The sequence below is a fragment of the Vibrio sp. SCSIO 43009 genome (genome assembly GCF_023716525.1).
Taxonomy (GTDB): domain Bacteria; phylum Pseudomonadota; class Gammaproteobacteria; order Enterobacterales; family Vibrionaceae; genus Vibrio; species Vibrio alginolyticus.
Genome location: NZ_CP071842.1, coordinates 555,539 through 567,917, shown reverse-complemented (window position 1 = coordinate 567,917; position 12,379 = coordinate 555,539). Strand labels below are relative to the sequence as shown.

The window sequence follows — 12,379 nt, the reverse complement described above, 5'->3', positions numbered from 1 at the left end:
CAACAAAAACCAAATAGCCTAAATGACTCGGTTAACTTTTGGTCAATTAAACCACTTGGCTGCTAAAAAAAATTACGCTCAATCAAAGAAACTTGATTGAGCGTAATTTTAGTAGTTAAAAGCTTATAAGCGCTCTTCTAACCAAGGCTGAACTGTTTTAATTGCCTCTGGTAGTGCGGCTACATCAGTACCACCAGCTTGAGCCATGTCAGGACGACCACCGCCCTTACCACCGACTTGCTCAGCAATCATCTTAACTAGATCACCAGCTTTTACTTTACCAGTTAGATCTTTAGTCACACCAGCAATCAGGCCAACCTTGTCACCTGTCACGTTGGCAAGCAGTACGACACCAGACCCCATTTGGTTCTTGATGTCATCAACCATAGTACGTAGGTTCTTGCTGTCAGCGCCTTCAAGAGCTGCGACTAGAACTTTTGTACCATTGACTTCAACCGCTTTGCCCATGATGTTAGCGCTTTCTGCTGCCGCCATCTTATCTTTTAGCTTCTGCACTTCTTTCTCTAGCGCTTTTGCTTTCTGTGCAGATTCTGCCAGTTTCTCTTCGTACTTCGCGTTTTGAGCTTCAATCGCGTCTAATGCAGCCTCGCCTGTTACCGCCTCAATACGTCGAATACCTGCAGCAATGCCGCTTTCTGAAGTGATTTTGAATAGGCCAATATCACCTGTGCTTGATGCGTGAATACCACCGCAAAGCTCTGTCGAGAAGTCACCCATAGACAGTACGCGTACTTCGTCATCGTACTTCTCACCAAACAGTGCCATTGCGCCTTTCTTCTTAGCAGACTCAATGTCCATCACGTTGGTTTCAATCGTGTGGTTGCGACGAATTTGCGCGTTAACTAGACGCTCAACTTCTTTCAGTTCTGCTGCAGTTACGGCTTCTAGGTGTGAGAAGTCGAAACGTAGGTTGTCTGCCTTCACCAATGAGCCTTTCTGCGTTACGTGCTCACCTAAAACTTGGCGTAGTGCTGCGTGTAGCAAGTGCGTTGCTGAGTGGTTTAGAGAGATAGCTGCGCGACGCTCTGCGTCAACGATAGTTGCTACTTCATCACCTTTCGCTAGAACGCCTTCTGCCATTACACCGTGGTGCGCGATTGCGTTACCTAGTTTTTGAGTGTCCTCAACGCGGAATACACCAGACTCAGTACGGATTTCACCAGCGTCACCACACTGACCGCCTGACTCTGCGTAGAATGGTGTTTCACCAAGTACGATGATTGCTTTGTCGCCCGCAGATAGTGAATCTACTTCGTTGCCTTCAACGAACATCGCAGCTACAGAGCTAGAGCCTTTAGTAGCTGTGTAACCACAGAATTCTGTTTGCGTATCAACTTTGATTGCTGCGTTGTAGTCAGTACCAAAGTTACCCGCTTCACGCGCACGTTGACGCTGCTCTTCCATCGCTTTCTCGAAACCTTCTTCGTCGATTGCGAATTCACGCTCACGTGCTACGTCGTTAGTTAAGTCAGCTGGGAAGCCGTAAGTATCGTAAAGTTTAAATACGGTTTCGCCGTCCAGTACTTTACCGTCTAGGTTATCTAGTGCTTCGTTTAGAATCGCCATACCGCGCTCAAGTGTACGACCAAAGTTTTCTTCTTCGATACGCAGTACTTTTTCAACCACAGCTTGTTGACGCTTCAGCTCTTCACCAGCCGTACCCATGATGTCAGCTAGAACGCCAACCAACTTGTGGAAGAATGCACCTTGTGCGCCCAGCTTGTTACCGTGACGAACTGCACGACGGATGATACGGCGTAATACGTAACCACGACCTTCGTTTGAAGGCATAACGCCATCCACGATCAGGAATGAACATGAACGGATGTGGTCAGCGATAACGCGTAGTGATTGGTTTGATAGGTCTTCGTAACCGATCACTTCTGCTGCTGCTTTGATAAGAGCTTGGAACACATCGATTTCGTAGTTTGAGTGAACGCCCTGCATGATTGCAGAGATACGCTCGATACCCATACCAGTATCTACCGATGGTTTTGGTAGCGGTTCCATAGTGCCGTCTGCGTGACGGTTGAACTGCATGAATACGTTGTTCCAGATCTCGATGAAACGGTCACCATCTTCTTCAGGCGTGCCAGGACGGCCACCCCAGATGTGCTCACCGTGATCGTAGAAGATTTCAGTACATGGACCACAAGGGCCAGTGTCGCCCATTTGCCAGAAGTTATCAGACTCATACGGCTTGCCGCCTTCTTTATCACCAATGCGAACAATACGATCAGCGGGCACGCCAACTTTCTTGTTCCAGATGTCAAACGCTTCGTCATCGGTTTCGTAAACAGTTACCAATAAACGATCCGCTGGCAGTTTAAGAACTTCGGTTAGGAATTCCCAAGCAAAGGAGATCGCATCTTCTTTGAAGTAATCGCCAAAGCTGAAGTTGCCTAACATTTCAAAGAATGTGTGGTGACGAGCAGTGAAGCCAACATTTTCTAGGTCGTTATGTTTACCACCTGCACGTACGCAACGCTGAGCCGTAGTCGCTCGAGTGTAGGCTCGTTTTTCTAAGCCTAAGAAACAATCTTTAAATTGGTTCATACCTGCGTTTGTGAACAGCAGGGTTGGGTCGTTATGTGGAACTAACGATGAACTTTCTACGATTTGGTGTCCTTTGCTCTCAAAGAACTTGAGGAACGCGTTACGAACCTCATCAGTGCTCATGTACATGCAGCTCTTCCTGAAAATAGTCGAGTTAGAATTTTGCCGTATTGTAGATCATGCAAACAGCTGAGACTAGTTTTCTTGAGGAAAAGAGGGAGTAGGAGAAAAAATTTGAAGCAAAACAAAAATCAGTGCGAACGACTGACCGTTAATCTTCGTCCTCAAAGCTCAGCGCGTAGCTGATTTGGTCAAAACTGTAGCCACGATATTGCAGAAAACGAACTTGTTTTGCGTACTCTTTTTGGTCTTTGGCTTTAATACCTTTGAATTTCTTTTCTGCCGCCTGTTTAGCCAGTTCAAACCAATCTTGCGGCTCTTCAGCCATAGCTTGCTCAATCACCGATTCCGCAACACGCTTCTGGTTTAACTCTTGACGAATTCGACGCTCTCCATGTCCTTTGTATACATGCTGTCTAATTTGACTCTTCGCGTAACGTAAATCATCTAAATAGTTATGGTCTAGGCAAAAATTAATTGCGATGTCGATGTCTGATTCTTCATAGCCCTTCATCGATAATTTTTGGTAAAGCTCATACTGACCATGATCGCGACGGCTAAGCAATTGGATAGCTGCCTCTTTGCTCGATAATGTTGGCGCCTGGCGTTTTTGGTACATGATGATCCTAAAAGTATTTTTGCTGTACAGGCTCTCAATGGCCTTTGTGATAATTCGATTTTTGATTTCAATAGATACAACAAAGCCCCGCATTGCAGGGCTTTGTCATTTATTAATCTATGAGAGATTAAAACTCTTCAGCTTGCTCTGGCGCTTCACCAGCTTCAGGCGCTTCCGCAAGTGCTGGCGCTAGCAACATTTCACGCAGTTTTGTATCGATAGTTTTAGCCACTTCAGGATGCTCACGCAGGTAGTTACACGCATTCGCTTTACCTTGACCAATCTTATCGCCATTGTAGCTATACCAAGCACCGGCTTTTTCAACTAACTTGTGCTTCACACCTAGATCGACAAGTTCACCTTCGCGGTTAAAGCCTTGGCCGTACATGATTTGTGTGTTTGCTTCTTTAAATGGTGCTGCAATCTTATTCTTAACAACTTTGATGCGCGTTTCGTTACCTACCACTTCGTCACCTTCTTTGATTGCGCCAGTACGACGGATATCTAGACGAACAGAAGCGTAGAACTTAAGTGCGTTACCACCTGTTGTTGTTTCTGGGTTACCAAACATCACACCAATCTTCATACGGATTTGGTTGATGAAGATACACATACAGTTAGACTGCTTTAGGTTACCCGTTAGCTTACGCATTGCTTGAGAAAGCATACGTGCTTGTAGACCCATGTGGCTATCGCCCATTTCGCCTTCGATTTCTGCTTTCGGTGTTAGTGCTGCAACAGAGTCGACAACCATAACATCGATAGCACCAGAACGTGCAAGTGCGTCACAGATCTCTAGAGCTTGCTCACCTGTGTCTGGCTGAGAAACTAGCAATGCATCGATATCAACGCCAAGTTTCTTCGCGTATACAGGATCTAGAGCATGCTCTGCATCGATAAACGCACACGTTTTGCCTTCACGTTGCGCAGCAGCAATAAGCTCAAGCGTTAATGTTGTTTTACCTGAAGATTCTGGGCCGTAGATTTCTACGATACGACCCATTGGTAGACCACCAGCACCCAAAGCGATATCAAGAGAAAGAGAACCCGTTGAGATGGTTTCTACGTCCATTGCGCGGTTATCACCAAGGCGCATGATAGAGCCTTTACCGAATTGCTTTTCAATTTGACCTAGCGCAGCGGCGAGCGCTTTCTGTTTGTTCTCGTCCATTACTTTCTCCGATTTATTCATCTTCTTTGGGCGACGAATAGTAATTCATTTTTCTTAAGCAGAAGAACTGCTCAGCAATGAAAGTTATTATACTGTTGATTCATACAGTGTCCATACCTGTATGAAAAAAATTTGGCTGACCTAAAGTCATGATTTGCTCTAGCCCTTATCAATGCTGGGCTAAAACAAGTTAAGAAATTCTAGAGCAGATGTTGATACAATTGAGTCAGCGCGTGCTCGACCGCTTTTTTGCGAACTTCTGCACGGTCACCAGAGAAATGCATGGTTTCGACTTGCTGCCAACTTTGGTTATCAGCAAAAGCAAAGCAGACCATGCCGACTGGTTTCTCTTCACTGCCACCACCCGGCCCTGCAATACCACTGATGGACACACCGATGGTGGCATTGGAGTTTTTAATTGCACCCTGCACCATTTCAATCACAACTGGCTCACTCACTGCACCATGCGCTTCTAACGTTGAAGCTTGCACACCAAGCATCTCCATTTTCGCTTCATTACTGTAGGTGACGAACGCACGGTCAAGCCAAGCTGAACTACCAGCAATGTCAGTAATGGCGGTTGCAACACCACCACCTGTGCATGATTCTGCGGTTGTTAAAACATGCCCGTGTTTAGCCAATAATGCGCCTAAATCGGCACTCAATTTTGTTGTTTTTTCCATAGCCAAAATGCCCTTTGTCTCTTTTTACTTGATAGGGATTCACGTATCCTAAGCCGCTACGGAAATAAACAAAAGAACTTACCTGTGAAAGCTGAACAAAAACACACTCCGATGATGCAGCAATACCTCAAGCTAAAAGCTGAGAACCCAGAGATTTTGCTGTTCTACCGCATGGGCGATTTCTACGAACTCTTTTACGATGATGCCAAGCGAGCTTCTCAGCTTCTTGATATTTCATTGACCAAACGTGGTGCGTCTGCAGGTGAACCTATCCCAATGGCGGGTGTGCCATTTCACGCCGTAGAGGGCTACCTGGCAAAACTTGTTCAGCTTGGTGAGTCTGTGGCGATCTGTGAACAGATTGGCGATCCGGCCACCAGCAAGGGACCGGTAGAACGTAAAGTTGTGCGTATCGTGACACCAGGTACTGTGACGGATGAAGCGCTGCTTTCTGAGCGTGTCGATAACTTAATCGCAGCAATTTACCATCACAACGGTAAGTTCGGTTATGCGACGCTGGATGTCACCTCTGGTCGCTTCCAACTGACAGAACCAGAAACTGAAGAAGCGATGACAGCCGAGCTTCAACGTACCGCACCACGTGAGCTACTGTTCCCAGAAGATTTTGAACCTGTACATTTAATGGCGAGCCGCAATGGTAACCGTCGTCGCCCAGTCTGGGAGTTTGAGCTTGATACGGCTAAGCAACAACTCAATCAACAATTTGGCACAAAAGATCTGGTTGGTTTTGGTGTAGAACATGCGTCCTTAGGGTTATGTGCTGCTGGTTGTTTGATCCAGTACGTAAAAGATACTCAACGTACGGCTTTACCTCATATTCGCTCTTTAACGTTTGATCATCAGGATCAATCCGTCATCCTTGATGCTGCTACCCGACGTAATCTGGAAATTACTCAAAATCTAGCAGGCGGAACCGATAACACGCTAGCTGCAGTACTCGACCATTGTGCAACTCCGATGGGCAGCCGAATGCTGAAGCGTTGGTTGCATCAGCCTATGCGTTGCATTGAAACGTTAAACAATCGTCTTGATGCAATTGGTGAGATTAAAGAACAAGCTCTGTTTGCCGATCTTCAACCAACGTTAAAGCAAATTGGTGATATTGAACGTATCTTAGCGCGCCTTGCATTACGCTCTGCTCGCCCTCGCGATATGGCTAGACTTCGCAATGCCATGCAACAGCTACCAGAGCTAGAATCTGTCACCGCTTCTTTGACCCATCCGTACCTAACGAAATTGGCGAAGTATGCAGCTCCGATTGACGAAGTATGTGACCTGTTAGAACGCGCGATTAAAGAAAATCCGCCGGTTGTTATTCGTGATGGTGGCGTCATCGCTGAAGGCTACAATGCGGAGCTCGATGAATGGCGAAAATTGGCAGACGGTGCAACAGAATATCTTGAGCAGCTTGAGCGAGATGAGCGTGAACGACACGGTATCGATACGCTTAAAGTAGGCTATAACAACGTTCATGGCTTCTTTATCCAAGTGAGCCGTGGCCAGAGCCATTTGGTTCCACCGCATTATGTACGTCGCCAAACACTCAAAAACGCTGAACGCTACATCATCCCAGAGCTTAAGGAACACGAAGACAAAGTACTTAACTCGAAATCTAAAGCGTTAGCACTTGAGAAACAGTTGTGGGAAGAACTGTTTGATCTATTGATGCCAAACCTTGAGAAGCTGCAAAACCTAGCTTCTGCTCTGTCTCAACTAGATGTATTACAAAACCTAGCAGAGCGTGCAGATTCGTTAGATTACTGCCGCCCAACGCTTGTGAAAGACGCAGGAATTCACATTCAAGCTGGCCGTCATCCAGTCGTAGAACAAGTAACAACAGAGCCGTTCATCGCGAACCCAATTGAGCTTAACCCAGCCCGTAAGATGTTGATCATCACCGGTCCAAACATGGGTGGTAAATCAACCTACATGCGTCAAACTGCGCTGATTGCATTGATGGCACATATCGGCTCTTATGTACCGGCAGAATCCGCACAGATTGGTTCTTTAGATCGTATATTTACTCGTATTGGTGCATCAGATGATCTTGCATCTGGCCGCTCGACCTTCATGGTAGAAATGACCGAAACAGCCAATATTCTTCACAACGCAACTAAGAACAGTTTGGTGCTAATGGATGAAATCGGACGCGGTACTAGTACTTACGACGGTCTGTCTTTAGCTTGGGCAAGTGCGGAATGGCTCGCAACACAAATTGGTGCGATGACCCTATTTGCAACTCACTACTTCGAATTAACAGAGTTACCGAACCAACTGCCAAACTTAGCGAACGTTCACTTGGATGCCGTAGAGCATGGAGACAGCATTGCCTTTATGCACGCAGTTCAAGAAGGTGCGGCAAGTAAGTCTTACGGCTTGGCTGTTGCGGGCTTAGCTGGCGTACCAAAAACGGTCATCAAAAATGCGCGTAACAAGCTATCTCAGCTAGAGCAACTGGGGCAAAACAGTGACACACCGCGTCCAAGTGCAGTAGATGTGGCTAACCAGTTGAGCCTGATTCCAGAGCCTAGCGAGGTCGAACAAGCTCTGTCAGGTATTGATCCTGACGACTTAACGCCACGCCAAGCTCTTGAAGAGCTGTATCGCTTGAAGAAGATGCTGTAAACAGACTCACACCAACGAGCAAAAAAGAAAAAAGGCTATGGGGAACCATAGCCTTTTGCGTATCTAGTGAAATACGGATTATTTAATCGTCTTCTACGTTAAATAAGTTTTCCATATTCAAACCTTGTTTGATTAGGACTTCACGAAGACGACGTAAACCTTCCACTTGTATTTGACGTACTCGCTCACGTGTCAGACCAATCTCTCGACCAACTTCTTCCAGCGTCGAAGGCTCGTAGCCTAGTAGGCCGAAGCGACGTGCAAGCACTTCTTTCTGTTTCGGATTCAACTCTTCTAACCAATGAATCAACGATGATTTGATGTCGTCATCTTGAGTCGAAACTTCTGGATCAGAGTTGTTTGCATCAGGAATAATATCCAGCAGCGCTTTCTCACCGTCACCACCGATTGGCGTGTCGACAGAGCTAATACGCTCATTAAGGCGTAACATTTTGCTTACGTCTTCGACTGGAATATCTAATTGAGCAGCAATTTCTTCTGCGGTCGGTTCGTGATCGAGCTTTTGAGAAAGTTCACGCGCAGTACGCAGATAAATGTTCAGCTCTTTCACTACGTGGATAGGTAGACGGATCGTGCGAGTTTGGTTCATCAACGCTCGCTCTATCGTTTGTCGGATCCACCATGTTGCGTAAGTAGAGAAACGGAAACCACGTTCTGGGTCGAATTTTTCGACCGCTCGGATCAAGCCGAGGTTACCTTCTTCAATCAGATCGAGTAGTGCTAGACCACGGTTACTGTATCGACGAGAAATCTTAACAACCAAACGTAGGTTACTTTCGATCATACGTTTGCGTGCCGCTTCGTCGCCACGTAGGGCGCGTCTTGCGTAAAGCACTTCTTCTTCGGCAGTAAGTAAAGGTGAGAAGCCAATTTCGCCCAAATACAACTGAGTTGCATCTAAGCTTTTACTGCTCGCGTCAAATTCTTCACGCGCAGTCGCTTTGCTTTCTGTGGATGATGATCTTTCGAGTTCGTTATCAATGGTCTTCACTGACGCATTATCAAATGCAAACTCTTCAACTTTGGTTACTGTGTTGCTGATACTCATAACGCCTCCCCCTGGCGAGTTAGCAAGACATGACAACTCAATATGTCGCTAAATGATGTCGCAAGTTGTTTTTCAAAGTTTTAAGGCAAATAGCGTTTTGGATTCACTGATTTACCTTGATAGCGAATTTCAAAGTGTAGTTTGACCGACTTTGCACCTGAACTACCCATGGTAGCGATTTTTTGTCCGCTTTTTACGCTTTGTCCTTCTGTGACCAGCAGTTTGTCATTATGTGCGTATGCGCTTAAATAATTGTCGTTATGCTTTACTATAATTAAGTTGCCATAACCTCGTAGCGCATTGCCTGAATAAACGACTGTGCCGGCTGCGGTTGAAACGATAGGTTGACCACGCTGTCCTGCGATGTCGATACCTTTATTTCCCTGTTCTCCCGCCGAAAAGTTCTTGATTACTCTCCCTTTTGTTGGCCACAACCACTTTGAGACTTTATCACTCTTTGCTGTGGTAGTTGGCGCTTTTTGCTTCACTTTTTGGTTATCTTTTGAACCAACATACTCCTTTGTTTTCGATTGTTCAACCTTCTTTGGAGGCTGTTTTTGTACGACTTTAGGCTTAGTCTCTGTAGGTTTTTGACTAGAGTTTTTACTCGAAGGTTTAGGTTTAGAGGCTGTTGATGTTTTCGTCACTGGAGCTGGGGGTGTCGTAACAACAGGAGCCACAACGGGTTCAACTTTTTGACCATATTTAGGGGCGACATATTTCGGAGCCCAAAGTTTTAGCCTCTGTCCTGGGTAGATAGTGTAAGGCTGAGTTAACTCATTGTAACGAACAAGATCATTTACATCTTTATCTGTGACATAAGCTATGAAGTAAAGTGTATCGCCTTTTTTTACCTCATAATAACTCCCTCTGTAACTCCCTCTTTCAAGGCTTGAATAGTCTTTTTTTAGGCTAGAGACAGGTGCAGGGGAATGCGCTGCACAACCAACTAGTCCTGCAGCAAACACAAAGCTAATACCAATATGACGTAGTAACTTATTCACCTATCCCTAACCCTTAAGCTAAATCACCCGCAACCAGAGGTACGAACCGAACCATTTCTACAACGGTAGAGAGATATTCGTCTCCCTTACGCTCTATTTTTAATAACTGTTGTTCCGTATCTCCAACAGGAATGACCATTTTGCCGCCATCTCTTAATTGTGAGAGAAGAGCTTGGGGAATCACTTCAGCGGCAGCGGTAACAATGATAGCATCGAAAGGACCTCTCGCTTCCCAGCCCTGCCACCCATCAGCATGCTTAGTTGAAACATTGTAAATATCCAATTGCTTCAGGCGACGCTTTGCTTCCCATTGCAACGATTTAATTCGCTCAACGGAGTATACATGATCAACAATTTGCGCCAGTACCGCAGTTTGATAACCCGATCCCGTTCCGATTTCCAGAACACGACTCGCCGGTTCTAGCTCAAGCAACTCGGTCATACGAGCAACGATATAAGGCTGAGAAATAGTTTGTCCCTGACCAATTGGTAACGCATTGTTATCATAGGCTTGGTGCATCATCGCTTGAGAAACAAAGCTTTCTCGTGGCAAGCGTTGGATAGCATCCAGAACTCTTTGGTCTTTGATGCCACTGGAGATAAGAAACGCTATCAACCTGTCAGCATGTGGGTTACTCATTACTTCTCTTCCTTTAACCAACTATCCATAGCACGCAGCGACTCGTGAGCGGTGAGATCAACTTGCAGAGGCGTCATTGAAACTCGGCCATGCTCAATTGCATAAAAGTCCGTGCCCTCTCCTGCATCTTGCTCCTTTCCTGGTGGCCCTAACCAATAAATGTCATGGCCTCTCGGATCTTTCTGCTTGATCATATTCTCTGCGTGATGACGTGCACCTAAACGCGTAACTTCAATTTCACCTAAATTCTCTGATGGTAAGTCAGGCACGTTTACGTTCAGTAGACGATTCGTTGGAATCGGCGACGCTAAATGCTGTTGTACAATTTGACGTGCAATTTTAGCGGCGGATTCGAAATGTCGCTTACCCACTAGAGAAAAAGCCACCGACTGAACGCCAAGGAAATGACCTTCCATGGCTGCTGCTACTGTTCCAGAATAAAGAACATCATCACCCAAATTAGCGCCATGGTTGATTCCTGACAGAACAAGATCAGGCAAATCATCTTTCATTAGCTCATTCAGCGCGAAATGCACACAATCCGTGGGCGTGCCTTGCACTGAGTAGATATTTGGGGCAATTTCAGTCACGCGTAATGGTTGTTCTAATGTGAGTGAATTCGAAGCACCTGAACGATTTCGATCAGGTGCGACAATGGTCACTTCAGCGATATCTCTCAACTCATCAGCGAGGGCATGAATCCCTTGAGCATGAACACCATCATCATTGCTGATTAAGACTCTTAAGGGCTTCGGGTTTCGTGAATCCTGTTCCATTAGTATTCTCTTTCTACTTCAACCTCATTAACTAACTCACGAACAATAGAGGTCGCAAAAGATCCCGCATCCAGTGAGAAAGTCAGCGTAATGTTGTTACCTTCAACCGTCCAAGCTAAATCTTTTGGCTTTAGCGCAATATCGCGACGGTCGTGGCGCATGCGATTACCACGAATCAGCGCCATGAGGTCAGGCTCTTCGTCTAAAAACGGTTGCTCTAATGCCAGAGCCTCAGTTTGAGTAGGCAGTGCATTATCGCCAGCAAGCGCAGCGGTAATTGCCGCTTCACCTTGCGCAAATTGCACTTGCAGAGCAGCAATGTTGTTTGCATCAATCAACTGAGTGCCAGAATTCGTCTGCGCAATGTCACCATCAATGAACTTATCAAACACACCATTCTCTAGACGAGCTGAAACGATACGGTTGAAAATCCACGAACGAGCCGCTGATAAATACATGCTTCGCTTGTTTTGATTGCGGGTACGAACGTTTTCGCGTCCCCATCGACGTGCTTCTTCAAGGTTGTTGCCATCGTTACCAAAACGCTGACTACCAAAGTAGTTTGGCACGCCAACTTGTTTCACTTTTTCAAGACGTTGCTCTACATCCGCTATATCTGTCACTTCAGACAAAGTAACCACGAACTCGTTCCCTACTAGGTCACCAGGACGCAGTTTTTTATTGTGACGATCTGTTGCAAGGATTTCGATACTTGGGTATTGAGCCAAAAACGCTGAAAAATCTGGCGTTTCACCTTTTGGTAAATGGACACTTAACCACTGTTCCGTCACCGCATGACGGTCTTTAAGACCCGCCCAGCTAACGTCTTTCGACTTAACACCACAGGCTTTTGCTAACTCGTTAGCAACGAAGCTGGTGTTCTCGCCCGTTTTACGGATACGAACCATTAGGTGCTCGCCTTCGCCCGTAAAGGCAAAACCTAAATCTTCGCGAACCTGAAAGTGCTCTGGCTGCGCTTTGATTTTTGCCGATGAAACTGGCTTACCCGTTAGGTAAGCCAATGAAGATAAAATGTCTGACATGATGTGTTTCCGCTGATATCACAGCTTAGAA

At 45.9% G+C, this 12,379-nt stretch carries 10 protein-coding genes; 1 reads left to right on the top strand and 9 read right to left on the bottom strand.

The window, feature by feature from the left end:
• Positions 1-123 precede the first annotated feature (123 nt).
• The 4 genes from alaS to pncC all read right to left on the bottom strand — a co-directional run bounded on the left by alaS (position 124) and on the right by pncC (position 5,170).
• Positions 124-2,706 (bottom strand): alanine--tRNA ligase, encoded by a 2,583-nt coding sequence (gene alaS, locus J4N43_RS02720; protein ID WP_158159774.1) that lies wholly within the window; start codon positions 2,704-2,706, stop codon positions 124-126.
• Positions 2,707-2,848: 142 nt separating this feature from the next.
• On the bottom strand, positions 2,849-3,316 hold the full coding sequence (gene recX, locus J4N43_RS02715; protein ID WP_017633543.1) for a recombination regulator RecX: 468 nt from the start codon (positions 3,314-3,316) through the stop codon (positions 2,849-2,851).
• Between the two features lie 127 nt (positions 3,317-3,443).
• A complete protein-coding gene (recA, locus tag J4N43_RS02710) occupies positions 3,444-4,487 on the bottom strand; it encodes a recombinase RecA (RefSeq protein ID WP_005380874.1) in 1,044 nt (347 codons plus the stop codon).
• A gap of 200 nt (positions 4,488-4,687) precedes the next feature.
• Complete coding sequence (gene pncC, locus J4N43_RS02705) at positions 4,688-5,170, bottom strand: nicotinamide-nucleotide amidase (RefSeq protein WP_005383794.1); 483 nt, start codon at positions 5,168-5,170, stop codon at positions 4,688-4,690.
• An 84-nt stretch (positions 5,171-5,254) separates the two neighbouring features.
• On the opposite strand from pncC, the gene mutS reads away from it, so the two are divergent.
• Entirely contained in the window at positions 5,255-7,816 is a 2,562-nt protein-coding gene (mutS, locus tag J4N43_RS02700) for a DNA mismatch repair protein MutS (RefSeq protein WP_033907432.1), read from the top strand.
• An 82-nt stretch (positions 7,817-7,898) separates the two neighbouring features.
• On the opposite strand, the gene rpoS is transcribed toward mutS, so the two are convergent.
• The 5 genes from rpoS to truD all read right to left on the bottom strand — a co-directional run bounded on the left by rpoS (position 7,899) and on the right by truD (position 12,348).
• Positions 7,899-8,885, bottom strand: coding sequence for an RNA polymerase sigma factor RpoS (gene rpoS, locus J4N43_RS02695; RefSeq protein ID WP_005380887.1), 987 nt, complete (start codon positions 8,883-8,885; stop codon positions 7,899-7,901).
• A gap of 80 nt (positions 8,886-8,965) precedes the next feature.
• Positions 8,966-9,889: a peptidoglycan DD-metalloendopeptidase family protein gene (locus J4N43_RS02690; protein WP_017633546.1), complete on the bottom strand. Its 924-nt coding sequence runs from the start codon at positions 9,887-9,889 to the stop codon at positions 8,966-8,968.
• A 13-nt stretch (positions 9,890-9,902) separates the two neighbouring features.
• A complete protein-coding gene (locus J4N43_RS02685; RefSeq protein ID WP_005380892.1) occupies positions 9,903-10,529 on the bottom strand; it encodes a protein-L-isoaspartate(D-aspartate) O-methyltransferase in 627 nt (208 codons plus the stop codon).
• Positions 10,529-11,305, bottom strand: coding sequence for a 5'/3'-nucleotidase SurE (surE, locus tag J4N43_RS02680; RefSeq protein ID WP_005380894.1), 777 nt, complete (start codon positions 11,303-11,305; stop codon positions 10,529-10,531). The genes J4N43_RS02685 and surE overlap by 1 nt, the downstream gene beginning before the upstream one ends.
• On the bottom strand, positions 11,305-12,348 hold the full coding sequence (gene truD / locus J4N43_RS02675; protein ID WP_053350720.1) for a tRNA pseudouridine(13) synthase TruD: 1,044 nt from the start codon (positions 12,346-12,348) through the stop codon (positions 11,305-11,307). Before truD ends, surE begins: the two co-directional genes overlap by 1 nt.
• Positions 12,349-12,379: the final 31 nt, after the last annotated feature.

Excerpts from the sequence above, each read along its gene's own strand:
- surE (WP_005380894.1), bottom strand. The coding sequence starts at position 11,305 with ATGGAACAGGATTCACGAAACCCGAAGCCCTTAAGAGTCTTAATCAGC.
- pncC (WP_005383794.1), bottom strand. The coding sequence starts at position 5,170 with ATGGAAAAAACAACAAAATTGAGTGCCGATTTAGGCGCATTATTGGCT.
- recX (WP_017633543.1), bottom strand. The coding sequence starts at position 3,316 with ATGTACCAAAAACGCCAGGCGCCAACATTATCGAGCAAAGAGGCAGCT.
- alaS (WP_158159774.1), bottom strand. The coding sequence starts at position 2,706 with ATGTACATGAGCACTGATGAGGTTCGTAACGCGTTCCTCAAGTTCTTT.
- recA (WP_005380874.1), bottom strand. The coding sequence starts at position 4,487 with ATGGACGAGAACAAACAGAAAGCGCTCGCCGCTGCGCTAGGTCAAATT.
- truD (WP_053350720.1), bottom strand. The coding sequence starts at position 12,348 with ATGTCAGACATTTTATCTTCATTGGCTTACCTAACGGGTAAGCCAGTT.
- rpoS (WP_005380887.1), bottom strand. The coding sequence starts at position 8,885 with ATGAGTATCAGCAACACAGTAACCAAAGTTGAAGAGTTTGCATTTGAT.
- J4N43_RS02685 (WP_005380892.1), bottom strand. The coding sequence starts at position 10,529 with ATGAGTAACCCACATGCTGACAGGTTGATAGCGTTTCTTATCTCCAGT.